15 protein-coding genes, 2 pseudogenes, 1 riboswitch and 1 other annotated feature (1 of these 19 only partly in view) are annotated in these 19,228 nt (G+C 43.7%); of the genes and pseudogenes, 5 read left to right on the forward strand and 12 right to left on the reverse strand.

Annotated elements, in window-relative coordinates; translation table 11 throughout:
- Positions 1–5: a binding site (T-box leader), on the reverse strand; it reaches 227 nt to the left of the window's first position.
- A 34-nt stretch (positions 6–39) separates the two neighbouring features.
- The 6 genes and pseudogenes from K1I97_RS00310 to K1I97_RS00335 all read right to left on the reverse strand — a co-directional run bounded on the left by K1I97_RS00310 (position 40) and on the right by K1I97_RS00335 (position 6,727).
- Entirely contained in the window at positions 40–1,269 is a 1,230-nt protein-coding gene (locus tag K1I97_RS00310; RefSeq protein ID WP_223331121.1) for a DegT/DnrJ/EryC1/StrS family aminotransferase, read from the reverse strand.
- Positions 1,270–1,311: 42 nt separating this feature from the next.
- Entirely contained in the window at positions 1,312–2,004 is a 693-nt protein-coding gene (locus tag K1I97_RS00315) for a sugar transferase (RefSeq protein WP_223331120.1), read from the reverse strand.
- Positions 2,005–2,108: 104 nt separating this feature from the next.
- A pseudogene (locus tag K1I97_RS00320) lies at positions 2,109–3,850 on the reverse strand (ABC transporter ATP-binding protein).
- Entirely contained in the window at positions 3,840–5,585 is a 1,746-nt protein-coding gene (locus tag K1I97_RS00325) for an ABC transporter ATP-binding protein (protein WP_223331119.1), read from the reverse strand. The pseudogene K1I97_RS00320 and the gene K1I97_RS00325 overlap by 11 nt, the downstream one beginning before the upstream one ends.
- A gap of 54 nt (positions 5,586–5,639) precedes the next feature.
- Positions 5,640–6,275, reverse strand: coding sequence for a DUF421 domain-containing protein (locus K1I97_RS00330; protein WP_000174455.1), 636 nt, complete (start codon positions 6,273–6,275; stop codon positions 5,640–5,642).
- The gene (locus K1I97_RS00335; RefSeq protein ID WP_000675332.1) at positions 6,272–6,727 is read right to left on the reverse strand and encodes a DUF3290 family protein; all 456 of its coding nucleotides are present in this window, start codon (positions 6,725–6,727) and stop codon (positions 6,272–6,274) included. The genes K1I97_RS00330 and K1I97_RS00335 overlap by 4 nt, the downstream gene beginning before the upstream one ends.
- Positions 6,728–6,860: 133 nt before the next feature.
- On the opposite strand from K1I97_RS00335, the gene K1I97_RS00340 reads away from it, so the two are divergent.
- The 4 genes from K1I97_RS00340 (at position 6,861) to K1I97_RS00355 (ending at position 10,279) form a co-directional block, all read left to right on the forward strand.
- Positions 6,861–7,688, forward strand: coding sequence for an exodeoxyribonuclease III (locus tag K1I97_RS00340; protein WP_223331118.1), 828 nt, complete (start codon positions 6,861–6,863; stop codon positions 7,686–7,688).
- Between the two features lie 11 nt (positions 7,689–7,699).
- Positions 7,700–8,086, forward strand: a complete 387-nt coding sequence (locus tag K1I97_RS00345; RefSeq protein WP_223331117.1) for a bleomycin resistance protein — start codon at positions 7,700–7,702, stop codon at positions 8,084–8,086.
- A gap of 133 nt (positions 8,087–8,219) precedes the next feature.
- Positions 8,220–8,315, forward strand: a riboswitch (purine riboswitch).
- A gap of 120 nt (positions 8,316–8,435) precedes the next feature.
- Positions 8,436–9,017 (forward strand): xanthine phosphoribosyltransferase, encoded by a 582-nt coding sequence (locus tag K1I97_RS00350; protein WP_223331116.1) that lies wholly within the window; start codon positions 8,436–8,438, stop codon positions 9,015–9,017.
- Positions 9,017–10,279 (forward strand): nucleobase:cation symporter-2 family protein, encoded by a 1,263-nt coding sequence (locus K1I97_RS00355; protein WP_223331115.1) that lies wholly within the window; start codon positions 9,017–9,019, stop codon positions 10,277–10,279. The genes K1I97_RS00350 and K1I97_RS00355 overlap by 1 nt, the downstream gene beginning before the upstream one ends.
- A 32-nt stretch (positions 10,280–10,311) precedes the next feature.
- Here the strand turns inward: K1I97_RS00355 and K1I97_RS00360 are convergent, their stop codons facing one another.
- The 4 genes from K1I97_RS00360 to K1I97_RS00375 all read right to left on the reverse strand — a co-directional run bounded on the left by K1I97_RS00360 (position 10,312) and on the right by K1I97_RS00375 (position 14,119).
- Entirely contained in the window at positions 10,312–10,716 is a 405-nt protein-coding gene (locus tag K1I97_RS00360; protein WP_000651199.1) for a PaaI family thioesterase, read from the reverse strand.
- Between the two features lie 69 nt (positions 10,717–10,785).
- The gene (locus tag K1I97_RS00365) at positions 10,786–12,273 is read right to left on the reverse strand and encodes a UDP-glucose--hexose-1-phosphate uridylyltransferase (RefSeq protein ID WP_223331114.1); all 1,488 of its coding nucleotides are present in this window, start codon (positions 12,271–12,273) and stop codon (positions 10,786–10,788) included.
- Entirely contained in the window at positions 12,273–12,929 is a 657-nt protein-coding gene (locus K1I97_RS00370; protein ID WP_223331113.1) for an HAD family hydrolase, read from the reverse strand. The genes K1I97_RS00365 and K1I97_RS00370 overlap by 1 nt, the downstream gene beginning before the upstream one ends.
- 11 nt (positions 12,930–12,940) lie before the next feature.
- Positions 12,941–14,119: a galactokinase gene (locus K1I97_RS00375; RefSeq protein WP_223331112.1), complete on the reverse strand. Its 1,179-nt coding sequence runs from the start codon at positions 14,117–14,119 to the stop codon at positions 12,941–12,943.
- 164 nt (positions 14,120–14,283) lie between these two features.
- Here K1I97_RS00375 and galR point away from each other — a divergent pair, with 164 nt between their 5' ends.
- Positions 14,284–15,285: a DNA-binding transcriptional regulator GalR gene (gene galR, locus K1I97_RS00380; RefSeq protein ID WP_223331111.1), complete on the forward strand. Its 1,002-nt coding sequence runs from the start codon at positions 14,284–14,286 to the stop codon at positions 15,283–15,285.
- Between the two features lie 67 nt (positions 15,286–15,352).
- Here the strand turns inward: galR and K1I97_RS00385 are convergent.
- Together K1I97_RS00385 and K1I97_RS00390 are read right to left on the reverse strand one after the other, a co-directional pair.
- A pseudogene (locus tag K1I97_RS00385) lies at positions 15,353–16,389 on the reverse strand (zinc-binding dehydrogenase).
- 237 nt (positions 16,390–16,626) lie between these two features.
- Complete coding sequence (locus K1I97_RS00390) at positions 16,627–19,152, reverse strand: ABC transporter ATP-binding protein/permease (RefSeq protein WP_223331110.1); 2,526 nt, start codon at positions 19,150–19,152, stop codon at positions 16,627–16,629.
- Between the last annotated feature and the right edge of the window lie 76 nt (positions 19,153–19,228).

Genomic DNA, 19,228 nt, shown 5'->3' on the forward strand with positions numbered 1-19,228 from the left:
AATATTATATGTCATTGTTCTATCTTTGTCAAGATTTTTTTATGATTTTTTTCCAGAACCGAGTATTTCTTCGGAAATTCTCACCAAAGTCTTAACGATATAGTCTACTTCATCATCGCTTAATTTCGTGTGAAGAGGGAGCGTAATTTCATTTTCAAAGAAGGCATAGGCCTTAGGATAGTTCGACATATCAAAACCAAGATTCTTATAGGCTGTCAAGAGCGGAAGCGGTTTGTAGTGGACGTTACTTGCAATTCCTGCTTTAGCCAATTCTTGGATGATGAGATTGCGTTCTTCTAGGCTTGCTCCTTCAACATGTGTGATGTAGAGGTGACGACAAGATTCGACAGTATCAGTCTTGTGTGCTAATGGATGGATGCGAGAACCAGCAAAACCACGATCATAACGGTCTACGATTTCCTTACGACGTTGTAGCAAAGCAGGGTAACGATCCAATTGTACTAGACCAAGGGAAGCCATGATATCCGTCATGTTGCACTTGTAGGCAGGGGTTACGATGTCGTATTCCCATGATCCCAGCTGCATCTTGGCAAGGGCATCTTTGGTTTGACCATGAAGGGAAAGGATTTGGAATTCCTTGTACATTTCTTCGTCATCAATCGCTGGATTGGCTTTCCAGGTGGCACTTCCACCCTCAGCCGTTGTAAAGTTTTTAACGGCGTGGAATGAGAAGGAAGTAAAGTCAGCGATAGAACCAGCTGGTTGCCCCTTGTAAGTTGATCCCAAAGCATGGGCACTATCAGAAACAATCACGATACGGTTAAAGGCTTTTTGCCACTTGCTTGAAGCAGTAAAGAGGTCCCGTTTTTTCTCCACAACTTGGAACAAACGGTCGTAGTCGCAAACAATCCCTGCAAGCTCAACCGGAATAATCACCTTAGTCTTTTCAGTGATGGCTTGCTCCAGCAGGTCATAATTCATCTCAAACGTATCGGCTTGGATATCCACCATGACAGGGGTTGCTCCTACGTGTGTGATGACACTACATGAAGCTGTGTAAGTCATAGCTGGAACGATGACTTCATCATCTGGTCCCACTTCCAAAACACGCAAAATCAACTCAAGAGCGGCCGTCGCAGAGTTGAGGCAGACAGTCTTGGGCGTCTGTGTGTATTGAGACAAGCGACGCTCCAGTTCTTTTGTCTTAGGACCTGTTGTGATCCAACCAGAACGAAGGGTGTCCGCTACTTCAGCAATTTCAGCTTCTGTAATATCAGGTGGTGAAAATGGAATATTGTAATTTGGCATTGATTTGCTCCTTTTATCTGTACTCATTTTCTCATGACTACTTTATTTTAGCACTTCAAACACGGTTTGAAACATGATTTTAATGTCTCCAAGGAAACTAAATTCTCGAAGATAAGCAAGGTTATAGCGCATCTTTTCAGGAAGAACATGCTCTACATAGGCTTGGTCAACTGACAGGCCTTTTTCGGTCATTTGACTGATGATAGTGTCCTCATCCTTGTAGTTGATGCTGGCTGGAGAGGTAATCCCTGCGGGTAAGAGCAAGGTCGCCATCATTTCAGGACTATATTGCTCTGTGTAACGTGGCACTTCTGGTCGTGTACCGACAAAGGACATTTCGCCTTTAAGAACATTGACTAGTTGAGGTAGTTCATCTAAACGAACACGGCGGATGAAATTTCCAACTTTGGTAATGCGGCTATCGTTAGCAGAAGTCACCAGACTTCCTTTTTTATCCGCATCCGTCACCATGGTACGGAACTTCCAAATCTTGAACCGACGGTTGTACTGGGTCACGCGCTCTTGCTTATAAATCACTGGACCCTTGCTATCCAACTTGATCCATATGCTCAAGATAAGAAAGACTGGGGAAGTCAAAATTAGCAAGACCAAGGCCAAAACCCAGTCCAAGCAACGCTTGAAAATCAGCGAACCCTTCCTTTTAGAGACAAGCTGGTAGTAAGACTCAACCTCGCTTGATTTCATTTTCACGGGCAAGTCTTCCCATTTCAGCATGCTGTTTCTCCTTTGTTTTTAGTATACTATTTATCAACATTTTTCATTATACCACAAAATGGAAAAGGCGGTGAAAGAAATCTGTGATTTAGAGGAATTCTTCTTTAGGAAAGAGCACCTGCCTGCAAACGATACATCTTGTGATAAGTTCCTCCCAGAGCCAAGAGTTCCTCATGAGTTCCACTCTCGATAATGCGCCCCTTGTCTAGAACGTAGATACAGTTGGCGTCTTGAATGGTAGAAAGGCGATGAGCGATGGCAATGGTCGTCCGCCCCTGTCTCATCTTGGCTAGGGAATCCTGAACCAAGCTTTCTGTCTCAGAGTCAATATTGGCTGTCGCTTCATCCAAAATCAAGATTTTAGGCTGACTTGCGACTGTTCTGGCAAAGGCAAGAAGCTGACGCTGTCCAGTAGAAAAGCTCGAACCACGCTCAGACACAGGGGAATCATAGCCCAGCGGAAAGTTCTGAATAAAGGAATCCGCATCGACAAAGGTAGCTGCGTCCTTTACTTGCTCATCACTAATCTCTTGGTACATGGCGATGTTGGACTTGATGGTCCCATGATAGAGGAAGGGATCTTGCAAGACCAGACCGATATTTTTTCTCAGTTCTTCCTGGCTGTAGTCCCTGATATCCACATCATCCAAGAGAACTCGCCCTGACTGAAATTCATAAAAACGCATGAGGACATTGATAATCGAAGATTTCCCCGAACCTGTATGTCCTACAAAGGCAATGGTTTCACCCTTCTTAACTGAAAAGGAAATATCATCCAGAATCGGGTGTTTGCCATCATATGAGAAGCACACATGTTCAAAACGAATATTGCCTTCTTTGACTTTAGCCTGCCCATCTTTTTGAAGAGGCTCATAGGTCCTCTCATCGATTAAGGCAAAGACACGGCCTGCAGAAACCAGAGAAGTTTGAAGGGTTGAAAAGTTTTGCGTCACCTCAATCAAGGGTCAAAGAGGCGGTTGATATACTGGATAAAGGCGTACATGGTTCCTGCTGTTATTCCCAGATAAAGCCCACGGTAGCCAAAATAGGTCATCAAAACTGCATAGCCTAGGAGTTTTAGCAAACTCATGGCAGGTCTCAAAAAGAGAGCATCCAAGGCTACAGATCGGTTGGCATAGACCAAGTGTTCTTGGTTGATTTCATCAAATTCTGCCTGCAGGCGCTTCTCTTGATTAAAGGCTTGAATAATTCTGATTCCTTCGATACTTTCTGCTAGCTTGCTATTGATATCCGATAAGAGACTTCTGGTTTTTTCGATGATTTTCACCGATTTTTTCCGATAGAGATTGACCAAAAGAAAAATCAAGGGGAGAAAGAGCAAGACCAAAGCAGTCAAACGAAAATCCAACACCAACATGGTATAAAGGGTTGTCAGAAAGATAAATACTGCTGAGATAAAACTGGACAAAATCCCTGAAAACATATCGCTGATGGTCTCGGTATCATTGGTCAAACGAGAGACGATCGAACCAGCTGGAGTCTTGTCAAAATAAGACATGCCTAGTTTTTCCATATTAGCAAAGGCATCGCGACGAATATCTCTGACAATACTGTAAGACACGCGCGCAAAGAGAAGATTGCCAACATACTGAACTAGAGTTTGTAGGATGTAAAGACCATAGTAGACTAGCAAAACGGTCACGGCAAGTTGGTTGAGATTGCTGAGATACTGGTCGATAAAGTGGGAAGCTACAAGGGGAATGATGCTTTTAATGACCGTAGTCGCTAGGAGAAAACTAAGTGCCAAAAAGGTCAGGAGGCCATAAGGCTTGAGATAGGACATCAAGCGCTTCAATACAGTCCATTGTTCTTGCTTATTCTGCATCTTCTTCTCCTTTCATTTCTAACTGCTGAGACTGGTAGGTTTGGGCATACCAGCCATCCAGGGCTAACAAGTCTTCGTGTCTGCCCCGTTCGATAATTTGGCCATTTTGCAGAACCAAGATCAGATCTGCATGGACAACTGCGCTGAGGCGATGGGCTGTGATGATGGTTGTCTTGTCCTTACGCGTTTCCTTAAGATTGTCGATAATAGCATACTCTGTCTTGGCATCTACGGCGGACAAGGAATCATCTAAAATCAAGATATCAGGGTCTAAAATCATTGCCCGACTCATAGCCAGACGCTGCTTTTGACCACCAGAAAGACTGACCCCCTTTTCACCGATCAGGGTATCAAATCCCTGAGGCATGGCTACAATATCTTGATAAACTTGGGCTAGCTTAGTCGCTTCCTCAACCATTGAAAGGGGCAAGTTAGGATTGCCAAAGCGGATATTGTCTAAGATAGAGGTTGCAAAGAGGAACTGGTCCTGAGGGACATAGCCCATGAGACTGCGAAGGTCTGTCAGACGGTAGTCGCGAATATCGTGTCCGTTTAGGTAAATGGTTCCCTTGTCCACATCGTACTCACGTAGGAGCAGTTTGATCAAGGACGTCTTCCCAGAACCTGTCTGTCCGACCAAGCCCAGGGTTTGCCCTTTTTCCAAACTGAAGTGAATATCAGTCAATGTCTCCTCATCTTCAAAGGCAAAGCTTTCAACGGCATACTCCAAGCGCCCATTTTCAATACCGTCCAGAGGAATCTCGGGGTCTTGTACAGGTGATTCCTGAGACAAGAGTTCCTCAATCCGCTGGTAAGAAACCTTTCCTCGCTGAGTGATGTTAAAGAGGAAGCCGATAGCCATAAGAGGCCAAACTAGCATATCCAAGTAGCTGATAAAGGTAACTAGATTACCAACTGTAATCTGTCCCTCCTGAACCATCAAGGAGCCGACCAAGAGGGTTAACACATAGGATGAACCAACAAATAAGAGAACCATAGGGTCAAAGAGACTATCGTATTTCATGGTTTGCAGGTTCTTCTGGAAGGTCAATTCATTGACTGCCTGAAAGGACTTCAACTCGTCCGCCTGATAACCGAAAGACTTGGTCACTTTAATACCTGATACAGACTCCTGTACCTTGTTATTAAGTTCGGAAAAGGCAGCTTGGGATTCGCCAAAGGCCTTGTGGGTCTTTCTCCCTAGACGACTGGTCGCATAAGCCATGAAAGGCAGGGGAAGAATGGCAACCAAGGTCATCTGCCATGAAATGCTAAAGAGCATGGTCAACAAGGTCACTAAAGCTGTGATTGAGGCATCAACCGCTGACATAACCCCTCCCCCTGCCAGACGCGTTAAGGCATTGATATCGTTGGTTGCGTGTGCCATCAGGTCCCCCGTCCTATAGGTTTGATAAAAGGCTGGAGACATTTTTGTGAAATGCTCAAATAAGCGAGAGCGCATAATCTGTCCCAAACGGTAGGAAGTACCGAGGATATACATACGCCAAACATAGCGCAGATAGTACATCCCAAAGGCTGCAAGAAGCAAGTAAAATAGGGCAAGAAGGAGGTCCTGCTGGGTTAATTGCCCCGATGTGATGGCATCAATGACCCTCCCCATAACCATTGGGGGAATGAGGTTGAGGACGGAAACCAAGACCAGAGCCACAATCCCGACTAAATAACGGCGTTTTTCTAACTTGAAAAACCACCAAAGTTTTTGAATAATGGACATAACATCCCTTTCTGATTGCAAATAGAAACCTGAGGCCAAGACCCCAGGTTTTTCTTATTCATAGGTTACGACTGTGACCGCACCCTTGTCATACTCAGCGATAAAGATATTGGCTACATTGTCATGCCCTTGCTTGCTGAGGTTATCAAGCAGCCATTCTTCGTTACGACCAATCGACTCCAAAACATCGACTTGTATCACACCGTCAGTCACAACTGGATACTTAGGATTTTCATCCCCCATTTGGACCACGATGAGTTGGCCATTTTGCTCCTGCACAGCTCGTTTGACTTGCTTCATCTGGAAAATTCCTTGGCTACGAAGTTTGAGGGCTACATCCGATGCAGACAAGCCAACTGAACGACAGGCTTCTGGGTCAATCTGCCCATTTTTGATAAGGAGAGTTGGTTTTCCATCAATCAAGCGTTTGACAAAACGAACATTGTTATTGAGCCACTTGAGGGTCAAGACCAAAATCGTCCACATCATCAAAATCACTGCATACTGGAGAATGCTGATAGAACTATTGTAAATCACCCCACCGATGATACCACCGAGAACATAGTTCTGAATTTGGTCTGTCGCAGAGTTAGGTGCTAGGTTCCCCTTTCCTGTCACATTGATAACAAAAACAAGCGAGAAGAGCCCCAAGGCCAGTTTGATTAAAATTTCCATATAATTGAGTGTCATTTGTTTACCTCCACCAATTCAATAGCGTCTGTTTGATTCAATTCTAATTTCTCTAAAAGATACTTGTCTGGTTGGCTCCCGTTCATGGCGCGGTAGAAATTTGGACCTACCTTGACAAGCGCTCCATCAGTGGCTGCAGAAGTATTGACATAAACTTCTGATTTATCCACTCCCAAGTCTTTGGAAACAACCTCTATGAAATGAAGGGAGGTTTGAAATTGGTTGTTAGAGGCTTGATTGGTCTGGTATTTTGAGATTGTCACCAAAAGCATGGCCACCAAGGTCAAGGCCAAAATCATGACCAATTCCCGAAACTTAGTCCCCTTTTTATCTCGATAGGCTTTAAAAGCAAAAAATCCTGTGATAGCTAGGAGAACAATTCCAAAGCCAATCATGATGCCATTTTGCTGACTGATTTGGCTAAGTACATAGTCATATGAGTAAAATTTCATTTATTTTCACTCCCTTTCATAAAATCATTCTTAATTATAAACGAAAGAGAGTGATTTTTCAAGCCATACGTTGGGGAAATGGACCTTTTTTTGGTATAATAAAATCTATAATCTGAATGAAAAAGGTAACTTTATGAAACTCATCTCATGGAATATTGATTCCCTCAACGCTGCTTTGACCAGTGATTCTGCCCGTGCTCAGCTCTCTCAGGCTGTCCTTCGGACCTTGCAAGCAGAAAATGCTGATATTATCGCTATCCAGGAAACCAAGCTTTCTGCAAAAGGGCCTACAAAAAAACACTTGGAAATTTTAGAAGAACTCTTCCCAGGTTATGAAAACACTTGGCGTTCCTCTCAAGAACCTGCTCGCAAAGGCTACGCTGGAACTATGTTCCTCTATAAGAAAGAACTCACACCAACGATTAGCTTCCCAGAAATCGGGGCTCCTTCTACCATGGATTTGGAAGGCCGCATCATTACCCTAGAATTTGATGAATTTTTCGTAACGCAAGTTTACACTCCAAACGCTGGTGATGGGCTCAAACGCTTGGAAGAACGCCAAGTCTGGGATGTCAAATATGCTGAGTATTTGGCTAAACTAGACAAAGAAAAACCAGTCCTTGCGACAGGAGACTACAACGTAGCTCACAAGGAAATCGACCTTGCAAACCCTGCCAGCAACCGCCGTTCACCTGGTTTTACAGACGAGGAGCGTGCTGGATTTACCAACCTCTTGGCAACTGGATTTACCGACACCTTCCGCCATATTCACGGCGATGTCCCAGAGTGTTACACTTGGTGGGCGCAACGCAGTAAGACTTCTAAAATCAACAATACAGGCTGGAGAATCGACTACTGGCTCACAAGTAACCGCATCGCTGACAAGGTGACCAAGTCCGACATGATTGACTCGGGTGCGCGTCAAGACCATACGCCGATTGTATTGGAAATTGAACTCTAAGGAGAAAGCTAATGGACTATCAAGCTGTCATTCCTGAATTTGTAGTATCTGACCTCGAAAAGTCACGCCACTTCTACTGCGACTTGCTGGGATTTTCTGTCGAATACGAGCGTCCAGAGGAGAAATTTCTCTTCCTCTCGCTTGAAGACTGCCAACTTATGCTAGAAGAAGGCAGCACAGAAGAATTAGCCCAACTAACCTATCCTTTCGGGCGTGGTGTCAACCTATCCTTTGGTATAAAGGATGTCCCACAACTTTATCAAAAAGTAATAGAGGCCAACTATCCTATTTATCGTCCTTTGACTAAGAGAACATTTCGTGTTGGGGATTACTACATCTATCCTCACGAATTTGCAGTCTTGGATCCAGATGGCTATTTTTTAAGATTTAGCGAATAGAAAAATAAAAGGCTACAATACTATCTAGCATTGCAGCCTTTTATTCGTTCGCTTTTATGGTCTATTTGCTAACAAAATATTTGATTTATAAAGCTAATTGGTGTAAAATAAAAACATTGGCAGCAGCCTATTTAAAATTGAATATCATTTTACTTGTTTATGTCGTGAATTGGCACGACGTTTCTACAAGGTGCCGGAACACCTAACAATGAGTATGTCAGCTGAAGGTATGGTTTTTGCCATACCTATTTTGGGGACTTACTTAGGGGATTAAGTAGGTCCTTTTTCTATTTCTTGCTAGAAACTCTAAACAAGCAAATGAAGCATCTTTTAGACTTTAGGAGGTCTTATGAAATTATTAGAAGAGCGCATCCTCGAGGATGGGCATATCTTGGGGGACAACATCCTCAAGGTGGATTCCTTTTTAACCCACCAAGTTGACTTTAGCTTGATGCGGGAAATTGGTAAGGTATTTGCGGACAAATTCGCTTCTGCTGGCATTACCAAGGTCGTAACCATTGAAGCTTCAGGCATTGCCCCAGCCGTTTTTACTGCCGAATCCTTAGATGTCCCTATGATTTTCGCCAAGAAAGCTAAAAACATCACCATGAACGAAGGTATCTTAACTGCCCAAGTCTACTCCTTTACCAAGCAGGTGACCAGCACCGTTTCTATCGCTGGAAAATTCCTCTCACCAGAGGACAAGGTCTTGATTATCGATGATTTCCTTGCTAATGGCCAAGCTGCCAAAGGCTTGATCCAAATCATCGAACAAGCTGGAGCAAAAATCGAAGCCATTGGTATCGTAATTGAAAAGTCTTTCCAAGACGGTCGTGATTTGCTTGAAAAAGCAGGGTATCCAGTCCTATCACTGGCTCGCTTGGATCGTTTCGAAAATGGTCAGGTCGTATTTAAGGAGGCAGATCTCTAATGCAAAAACAAGAAAAACATTCGCAAGCAGCCGTTCTTGGCTTGCAGCACTTACTAGCCATGTACTCAGGTTCTATCCTGGTTCCCATCATGATTGCGACAGCTCTTGGCTATTCAGCTGAGCAGTTGACCTACCTAATCTCCACAGATATCTTCATGTGTGGGGTGGCCACCTTCCTTCAACTCCAACTCAACAAATACTTCGGAATTGGACTACCAGTCGTTCTCGGAGTTGCCTTCCAATCCGTCGCTCCTTTAATTATGATTGGGCAAAGCCACGGTAGCGGGGCTATGTTTGGTGCCCTTATCGTTTCAGGGATTTATGTAGTTCTGATTTCAGGCATTTTCTCAAAAGTTGCCAATCTCTTCCCATCTATCGTAACGGGCTCTGTCATTACCACGATTGGATTGACCTTGATTCCTGTCGCTATTGGAAATATGGGAAATAACGTCCCAGAGCCAACTGGTCAAAGTCTCTTGCTTGCAGCTATCACTGTTCTGATTATCCTCTTGATTAACATCTTTACCAAAGGATTTATCAAGTCCATCTCCATTTTGATTGGGTTGGTTGTTGGAACTGCCATTGCTGCTACCATGGGCTTGGTTGACTTTTCTCCTGTGGCTGCAGCACCGCTTGTCCATGTCCCAACCCCCCTCTACTTTGGGGTGCCAACCTTTGAAATCTCCTCTATTGTCATGATGTGTATCATCGCAACGGTGTCTATGGTTGAGTCGACTGGTGTTTACCTGGCCTTGTCTGATATTACCAATGACCCAATCGACAGCACGCGCCTTCGCAACGGTTATCGCGCAGAAGGTTTAGCTGTCCTTCTCGGAGGAATCTTTAACACCTTCCCTTACACAGGATTTTCACAAAACGTTGGTTTGGTTAAATTGTCAGGTATCAAGACTCGCCTACCAATCTACTACGCAGCTGGTTTCCTAGTTCTCCTTGGACTCCTTCCTAAGTTTGGAGCCCTAGCTCAAATCATTCCGAGCCCTGTTCTTGGAGGGGCCATGCTGGTGATGTTTGGCTTTGTTTCCCTTCAAGGGATGCAAATCCTTGCCCGCGTTGACTTTGCTAACAATGAACACAACTTCCTTATCGCAGCTGTCTCCATCGCTGCAGGTGTCGGACTCAATAACAGTAATCTCTTTGTCAGCATGCCGACAGCTTTCCAAATGTTCTTCTCAAACGGAATCGTCGTAGCCAGCCTTCTCTCCATTGTCCTCAATGCCGTCCTAAACCGGAAAAAGAAATAAGAAAAAGAGGTGCGAGCCTCTTTTTTGTTTATCTATATCCTCACCTGTCTTTCTTCTGACCGCTGGCCAGTGACAAACATGGTAAAGGTTGCTTTGCAGACATTTCTGCCTTCTTGATTGGTAATATCCACGTCCACGACACAGGTTGTGCGACCTTGATGGACACATTCTCCTTTAATGGTCAGTACATCGTCGAGTTTTCCTGCCTTGAGGTAGTTGATAGAGGATTGGAGCGTCACTCCATCAAGCCCCAGCGAGATGACCACCAATCCACTGATCTGGTCACAGAGGGTAAAGAGATAGCCACCATGGGCATTGCCATAGTAATTGAGCGACGAGTCCACCACTTTCGTCGTCACCACAACATGACCATCTCTCATTTTTTCTATTTCGTAATTTTCAAAGGCAGATATAGCGTCAAAATGAAAATCTTTCATCGTTTCCTCCTGATATTTCAAACGACACTATGATACTACTTTTTATAGGACTGTGCAAGGAGAAAGCTCCTAGTCTGGCAAAATTCCGACCTGTTCTACAAAGCGCATAAAGGCTGCCTGTCCTTGTTCCGTCTGCTTGTAAACTCCTGCGTCCTCCAGAACGCGCGCAAAAATAGCACCCACAGAGTCCTTGACGATTTCAAGGGCTTTTTCTTTATCTGTTAGGTCTGGATGTTGGACTTTGAGTTGGTCTGCCCATTCCTGATGATAGTCTGCAACTGCTTCATCATCTCCTACAAGATAGCTTGCAACTTGCTCCACTTCTGCTTTCAAACGAGGTGGTAAGATAGCCAAGCCCATGACCTCAATCAAGCCGATATTTTCCTTCTTGATATGTTGAACATCCTTGTGGGGATGATAGATACCATCAGGATGCTCTGGGGATGTCTGATTGTCCCGCAAGACCAAGTCCAACTCAAACTGTCCATCGCGTTTACGGGCAATGGGTGTAATGGTGTGATGCGGTGCCCCGTCTGTCTCTGCCAAAATTTGCACTACAGGGTCTGAATACTGACGCCATTCCTGCAAAATCTTGTCAGCCAAGTTAATCAAATCCTCTTTAGAATCCGAGGTCAAACGTAGCACTGACATTGGCCACTTGACAATCCCAGCCTTGACCTGTTCAAAACCAGTAAATCGGAAGGTCTTTTGCAGAGGAGCCAATTCCATAGGAAATACGTGACGGCCTCCTTGATAGTGATCATGAGTCAGAATAGAGCCTCCCACAATCGGCAGGTCGGCATTTGAGCCCGCAAAATAGCCTGGAAACTGGTCTACGATAGCTAGCAGGCGCTCAAAGCTTTGACGATTGATAGCCATGGGCCGATGCTGGCCATCTAAGAAGATACAGTGCTCATTAAAATAAGCATAGGGCGAATACTGGAAGCCCCACTCCTGACCAGCTATTTCAAAACGGATAATACGGTGGTTGCTACGAGCTGGGTGGTTAACTCGACCATGGTAGCCCTCATTCTCTATACAAAGCTGACACTGAGGGTAATTGCTAGCTTGAACCAACTTAGCTGCCGCAATCTCCTTTGGATCCTTTTCAGGTTTAGAGAGGTTAATGGTAATCTCAAGCTCTCCATAGTCAGACGGAACGCGATAAGCGATATTCTTAGCAATGGCCTTGAGTTTGATGTAGTCATTTTTCTGGCTGAGCTGGTAAAAATCCCCTATCGCCTGTTCGGGAGATTGGACGTAAGTTGCCCAAAAGTCACGATTGACCCGACTTGGACAAGGTGTCACCAAATCCATCAATTCAGCACCGAGGATTTCACGCGCAGCCTGACTATCCTCAATCGTCTCTAATCGAACCGCTTCCTCGACCAGCTGGCCCTTGAGGTCAATCAATTTATCCAGATCAGTCTCAACTTCCAAAACACCTTCGCCCACTCGAGCCAAAACACGATTGGTCAGGTAGATTCGATCAATCTCCTCAAAAGCACTTTCTGCAATGACTTCCGTGATAAATGCATCTAGAACTCCCTGACTCATTAATTCTCCTTCTTACTTTCTAAATAGTCTCTGACAGCATCTAAATCCTGAAAAACTTGTTCTGTTTTATTTAAGAAAGACTGTGCTGGCATTTTTAAGTCTGGAATACAAATAACTGGTATCCCAGCTCTATACGCTGCTTCAATCCCTGCTTCACTATCCTCTAATACTAAGCAATTCTCTGGTAAAACATTCAAATCACTGCAGACCTTTAAAAATATATCAGGGTAAGGTTTGCTTCGCTTTACATCTTTTGCAAAAACTAGATGGTCAAATAGGGACAGTATCCCATTACTATCCAAAATCATTCTAGCTCTAGATTCAACACTTGAAGTTGCTAGAGCGATTGGAATACCTTCTCTTTGCAAAAAAGCAAGCAAATTTTTAGCACCTTTTTTTAAATTTACACCTTTGGCTAATATTCGAGCTTCCAGTTCATAAACTTTTTCCAAGGTTTGGTCAAAGTTCCAAGGTAAATCATAGGTATCCAAAAATCGTTGAACATTCTCCTCTTCCCTATGTCCACTGTATTCTCTAGAATATGTTTCTTCTGTGAAAGGAATTCCAAAATCTTCAAGTAATTCTTGATAAACTTTTAGAGAAATGATCTCAGTATCAGCTAATAAGCCGTCTAAATCAAATATTACAGCTTCCATATACTTCTCTCCTAGTCTAAAACGCGAGTGCCACCTGCAACTTCAGCGATATAGAAGCTTGGAGCATATCCGACTACTTCCTCGTAGTGCTTACCAACAGCTTCCTTAAAGACCTCAACTGTATCTTTTTGCACCAAAGCAATAGCACATCCACCAAAACCTGCCCCTGTCATACGAGCACCGAGAACACCTTCTTGTGCCCAAGCTATGTGGACAAGAGTATCCAATTCCAAGCCAGTTACTTCATAGTCATGTTCTAGAGAAACGTGTGATGCATTCATCAAGCGACCAAATGTTTCCAAATCTCCTGCTTGAAGGGCTGCTTGAGCTTTAAGGGTACGTTGGTTTTCAAGCACAGCATGGCGAGCACGTTTTAAACGATTTTCGTCTTTAATCAGATAGCTATATTGGTCAAAGGCCCACTCGTCCAATTCACCCAAGGTCTGAATATCCATGGCAACTTGCAATTCTTCTACTGCTTTTTCACACTCAGCACGACGTTCATTGTACTTAGAGTCCGCCAGTTCACGACGTTTGTTGGTGTTCATGATAACAACAACATTGTCCTTCAAATCAAGTGGCACCAAGTCGTATTCTAACGTATTGGTATCCAGGTAAATGGCACGTTGGTCAGCCCCCATACCGATAGCAAACTGGTCCATGATACCAGAGTTGACTCCAATAAAGTTGTTTTCTGTTTGTTTTCCGATTTTAACCAAATCCAAACGGTCTAGTTTTAAATCAAAGAGATGCTCTGCCACGACCCCTGTCAAGAGTTCCAAGGATGCTGATGAAGACAAGCCAGCACCATTTGGGATATTCCCATAAACATAAAAATCAAACCCTTTGTCAATCACATGTCCAGCTTCTTGCAAGAAATGAAGAACCCCTTTTGGATAGTTGGTCCAGCTGTGCTCTTTTTCAAACTTGAGGTCTGCAAGAGACACTTCGATGATACCCTTGTCCTCAAAGTTTGCTGAGTAGAAACGCAAGACTTGATCGTCACGCTTGCGAGCTGCACCGTATGTCCCCAAAGAAATAGCAACTGGAAAAACGTGCCCACCGTTGTAGTCTGTGTGTTCACCAATCAGATTGATACGACCTGGTGAAAAGAAAGTTTGGTCTGCTTCTTGACCAAAAACGACAAGAAAGTCTTTACGAAGTGCTTCAGTAGTAAGATCTTGTGTCATATGAATTCTCCTTTGACTGACCGTTAAGTCACCTTAACGTGTAATCGTTTTCTTCTATTGTATCCAAGGGATTTACCAAGGTCAATCCTTTTTACTAAACTTTTACTAAACTATCAGTAAAAAGCAGAAAAATATGATATACTAACCTAAAAGGAGGAGGATTTATGGCTACCTTAAAAGACATTGCACAGCTAGCCTCTGTCTCTATCGCGACCGTATCTCGTGTCCTCAATCGCGACCAGAGTCTATCTGTTACAGAAGAAACCAGACACCGTATTTTAACCGTTGCGGAAGAGCTGGGCTATACTAAGCACCTCAAGACAGGCGAATCCCACAAACCCAAGCAAAAGATTGCCATTATCCAATGGGTCAGCGAACAAGGGGAGTTGGACGACCTCTACTACTACCAGATTCGTCTCGGTATTGAAAAAAGAGCCCAAGAGTTGGACTATGATATCTTGCGCTATTTTAATGACCATCCTTTTACATTAAGCGAGGAAGTGATTGGCATTCTCTGCATCGGAAAATTTAGCCGAGCTCAGATTTCTGCCTTTGAAGAATACCAAAAACCTTTAGTCTTTATAGACAGTGACACCCTCTCATTAGGTCATACCTGTATTATCACTGACTTTTACACTGCTGTGAAACAAGTTGTAGACCATTTCCTCAGTCAAGGTATGAACTGTATCGGAATTCTCACAGGCCTTGAGGAAACAACCGACCAAGAAGAAATTATTCAGGATAAGCGGCTAGAAAATTTCAAAGACATTACCCAAGCAAATGGAATCTACCATGGAGAACTGGTCTTTCAAGGGAGCTTTACTGCCCAGTCTGGCTATGACTTGATGAAGGAGGCAATTCACAAGCTAGGAGAACAACTCCCACCAGCCTTTTTCGCCGCCAGCGATAGTTTAGCCATCGGTGCCCTCCGTGCCCTCCAAGAAGCTGGAATCAGCCTACCAGACCGCGTCAGCCTCATTTCTTTTAACGACACTAGCCTGACCAAGCAGGTATATCCTCCTCTTTCTAGCATTACCGTCTATACCGAGGAAATGGGCCGAGCAGGTATGGATATTCTTAATAAGGAAGTTCTCCATGGTCGGAAAATTCCTAGTCTGACTATGCTGGGCACCAGACTGACTTTGAGAGAAAGTACGCTACCATAACTCAACAAATATAGCAACGCAAAAAATCCTAATAGGGAGTCTCAAATCTCCATTAGGATTTTCATTGTTAATCCATCACAATCATAGACTTAATGGTTTTGCGTTCGTCCATGTCTTTATAAGCCTGGTCGATATCTTCCAGTTTATAACTTGAAGTAAAGACGCGGCCTGGATTGATATCACCATCCAGAACGGCTTTTAATAAGATTTGCTTGTCGTAGTCGTGACAGAGGCCGCACCGCCTGCTACCGTAATATTTTGAGCAAAGGTAGAACCGAGCGCACGGTTATTGTAATGAGGAACACCAACGAAGCCTAAACGTCCACCATTGTGAAGAACCTCAAGGGCTTGATCTACGGCTGCTTCAGTCCCAACACATTCAAGGGCTGCATCTGCTCCACCACCAAGGATTTCACGGACTTTGGCAATTCCCTCTTCGCCACGTTCAGCCACAACAGCTGTCGCACCTGACCCCAAGGCCATCTTTTGGCGGTCTTCATGACGGCTCATAAGGATAATTTGTGATGCACCACGCATTTTAGCGGCGATAACAGCGCATTGCCCAACAGCCCCGTCACCGATAACGACAACCTTATCCCCTTTTTGCACATTAGCAACACGCGCAGCATGATAGCCGGTCGGCATGACATCCGCCAGTGTCAAGAGGGATTTGAGCATGCCTTCTGTATAATCAGAGGGCTGACCCGGAATTTTGACAAGAGCCCAATTAGCAAAGTGGAAACGGATGTACTCTGCTTGGACCCCGTTAGACCAGTTGGTGCCAATATGGCGGTCACAAGTCCCATCATAGCCAGCGCGACAGGCATCACACTCCCCACAGCCATGGGTGAAAGGTGCAATAACAAAATCTCCCGGTTTGACCGTTGTAATAGCCTCTCCGATTTCTTCGATAATTCCGATAGCCTCATGACCGCTATTACTGTGCCCTTCTTCGATTTCGGGATTACGGTAACTCCAAAGGTCAGAACCGCAAACGCAAGTACGGACAATGCGAATAATGGCATCATCTGGCGCCTCAATTTGCGGACGTTCAATTGTAGCAAGTCCAACCTGACCAGCTTTTGTATAAACTGTTTTCTTCATAGAACCACTCCTTTTCTATTGGTTTCTTACTTTCATTATACACTTTTTGTCAAGCTTTCGCTCGTATCAATCATTATTAACGGCGATAAGGCACTAGTTTAGTCCAATATAGTCTTTTCTTCTTGAAATTTAAGTTTTATAAGGAGAGATTTTTCGATTACGTTTTTAATAGTTTCCAGCCAATAGAAAAAGTGAATAAAGAAATATTCCTTTATCCACCTTTTTGTGGTTTAGTTGTTATTCGCTACGAAGCGATTCGACTGGGTCTTTCTTAGCAGCGATGCGTGAAGGGATTAGACCGGCTAACATGGTAAGGACAATAGAAATACCGATAAGGATTAGAGCTACTTCTATTGGTAATTGCGCTACATTTCCTACATTTGTCATTTTCGCAACAATCGCATTGATTGGGAATGTCGCAAGAAAGGTAATCGTGATACCGAGCACCCCAGAGATGAATCCTTCGATGGCTGTTTCAGCAGTGAAGATACGACGAATATCTTTCTTCGAAGCCCCCATTGCACGTAGGATTCCGATTTCTTTTGTACGTTCGAGAACTGAAATGTACGTGATAATCGAAATCATTATAGAAGATACAATGAGTGAGATAGCCACAAAGCCAACGAGTACTGTTGTCACTACGCCAACCAATGTCGTAATTGAAGACATGATAGTTTGGATATCATCTGAATAAGCGAGTACTTTATCGTCTTCTCCAGCTTCTTTTTTCGCTGTGTTATAGGCGTTTATGAACTCTTTTAAGTCTTGTTTTTGTTGGAACGAAGAGGTGTAGAGCTCAATGGCAGCTGGTTTGGATTTGTTGATGACGCCCATTTTTGCGAGGTTTTCCTCGTAAGTTGAAGCCGAATTGTCGTTATATTGTTGGACATACTGCGCCTGTTCTTCAGGCGTCATTTTAGCCAACTGAATTTTTTCTTCTTCGGTTAAATTCTCCGAACTGAATGGTTTAGGATCTTTGGCAAAGTCTTTACCCGTAAATACATTTAGATTTTGATTGGCTTCCTGTTCCTTAACAATATCACTATTTTGAATGTATTCGGAAGTGTAATCAATAAGGGCGCTTGTGTAGGCGATTCCTCCTGAAGGAGTATTCACGCCTGAACTTGTGCCGTCTTTTTGGCGAAGGACACCCACAATTTTAAGTTGGAGCCCATCCTCGATTTGAGTTTTCATATAAGAAGCATTATCAATCTTATTGACCCATAAGTTATTTTCTTTCACAAAACGGTTTGTATTGACAACTGCTTTGAAAGTTTTTCCGATAAAATCACTATATTGATACGTTTGAGAAGAGAGTTCGTCGAGCTTCTTCGTATCGTTCAATTCACTGGGATCTTTGATACGCAAACTATAGAGCAACAAATCGCTAATTTGATTGTTTTCATCTACGATAAGGACGATCTCGGACTTGTCTTGTGGGAAGCGTCCTTCCAACACGTCGTACTTGCTTTCTAGCATTGAAGAATCACTAGAAAGTTCACTCCAGTAGTTGAGGTTTTGTAAGTATCCCTTCATCGTTTGGTTCGCTGTTTCTACTTCATCAGCTAAGGTTGAAGGCAGAATACTTTTGGGTCCGTTGGAAGTATCACTTGCATAGATAAACGGTTGTAAATTGTATCGGTAACGAATGTCTTTTGTGAGAGATTCGACCTTCGAAGCGTGTTCCTCCAAGTAAGTCTTGAAGGAAGCTAAGTCGTTCTTTCCGATTTGTTTTTTCAATAAATTAGTTAAAACCGTATTGATACCGAGCTCATGATTATCCTTGTAAGGCTTCTCGCTCAAATCTGGAGAGGTCGCCAACAAGTTGCTCTGGTTCTGCTCGCTAATCGTCAGTGGGAGAGAGACGAGAGTATCTTCCTGCACCTTTTTAACGTAGTCACTCACACCATTGGAAAGGGCTAAGATAAGAGCAATCCCGATAATCCCGATAGAACCCGCAAAAGCTGTTAGTAAGGTACGACCTTTCTTCGTCAATAGGTTATTAAAGGAAAGTACAAGGGCGGTTATAAAGCTCATCTTCGTCTTCGTGAACTGGATGTCGACTTGCTTTGTCTCCTCTGTTGGTTCGCATGGGTTTGAGTCGCTCAAGATGTTTCCATCTAATACTTGTACGATACGTGTGGAGTACTTCTGCGCCAGCTCTGGGTTATGCGTCACCATGATAACCAAACGTTCCTTGGCAATGTCTTTTAATAAATCCATGATTTGAACAGAAGTCTCAGAATCGAGCGCTCCTGTCGGTTCGTCGGCTAAAACGACTTTTGGATCATTAACAAGAGCACGCGCAATCGCGATTCGTTGCATTTGTCCCCCAGACATTTGACTTGGTTTCTTATATAAATGGTCTTTTAGGCCTACGCGTTCGAGCACTTCGATAGCACGTTTCTTACGTTCTGCTTTTGAAACACCCGAAAGAGTCATTGCAATTTCTACGTTAGAGAGTGCAGTTTGGTGCCCGATGAGATTATAAGACTGAAAGATGAAACCGATGGTGTGGTTTCTGTAGCTATCCCAATCGCGGTCTTTAAATTGCTTTGTTGATTTTCCTTGGATGAGTAAATCACCAGATGTGTATTGGTCGAGTCCCCCGATGATATTTAATAGGGTGGTTTTCCCAGAACCCGATTGCCCGAGAATAGAGACAAACTCATTCTCACGGAAGCGAATCGAGATATCCTTTAGCGCGTGGAACTCTTGATCGCCCGTATGATAGACTTTTGAAATGTGTTGTAGCTGTAACATCGTCTATCTCCTTTCAGTGATATATGTAGTCTATCACAATTTCATAATGGAGTAAATATGTTACATTTACAATTCA

Origin of the sequence: Streptococcus oralis, from assembly GCF_019929345.1 — a bacterium.
Classification (GTDB): Bacteria; Bacillota; Bacilli; order Lactobacillales; family Streptococcaceae; genus Streptococcus.

Coding starts and splice junctions, on each gene's coding strand:
- K1I97_RS00315 (WP_223331120.1), bottom strand. CDS start 2,004: ATGCTGAAATGGGAAGACTTGCCCGTGAAAATGAAATCAAGCGAGGTT.
- K1I97_RS00370 (WP_223331113.1), bottom strand. CDS start 12,929: ATGGAAGCTGTAATATTTGATTTAGACGGCTTATTAGCTGATACTGAG.
- K1I97_RS00360 (WP_000651199.1), bottom strand. CDS start 10,716: ATGAAAGATTTTCATTTTGACGCTATATCTGCCTTTGAAAATTACGAA.
- K1I97_RS00335 (WP_000675332.1), bottom strand. CDS start 6,727: ATGAAATTTTACTCATATGACTATGTACTTAGCCAAATCAGTCAGCAA.
- K1I97_RS00340 (WP_223331118.1), top strand. CDS start 6,861: ATGAAACTCATCTCATGGAATATTGATTCCCTCAACGCTGCTTTGACC.
- galR (WP_223331111.1), top strand. CDS start 14,284: ATGGCTACCTTAAAAGACATTGCACAGCTAGCCTCTGTCTCTATCGCG.
- K1I97_RS00345 (WP_223331117.1), top strand. CDS start 7,700: ATGGACTATCAAGCTGTCATTCCTGAATTTGTAGTATCTGACCTCGAA.
- K1I97_RS00350 (WP_223331116.1), top strand. CDS start 8,436: ATGAAATTATTAGAAGAGCGCATCCTCGAGGATGGGCATATCTTGGGG.
- K1I97_RS00375 (WP_223331112.1), bottom strand. CDS start 14,119: ATGACACAAGATCTTACTACTGAAGCACTTCGTAAAGACTTTCTTGTC.
- K1I97_RS00330 (WP_000174455.1), bottom strand. CDS start 6,275: ATGACACTCAATTATATGGAAATTTTAATCAAACTGGCCTTGGGGCTC.
- K1I97_RS00390 (WP_223331110.1), bottom strand. CDS start 19,152: ATGTTACAGCTACAACACATTTCAAAAGTCTATCATACGGGCGATCAA.
- K1I97_RS00325 (WP_223331119.1), bottom strand. CDS start 5,585: ATGTCCATTATTCAAAAACTTTGGTGGTTTTTCAAGTTAGAAAAACGC.
- K1I97_RS00355 (WP_223331115.1), top strand. CDS start 9,017: ATGCAAAAACAAGAAAAACATTCGCAAGCAGCCGTTCTTGGCTTGCAG.
- K1I97_RS00365 (WP_223331114.1), bottom strand. CDS start 12,273: ATGAGTCAGGGAGTTCTAGATGCATTTATCACGGAAGTCATTGCAGAA.
- K1I97_RS00310 (WP_223331121.1), bottom strand. CDS start 1,269: ATGCCAAATTACAATATTCCATTTTCACCACCTGATATTACAGAAGCT.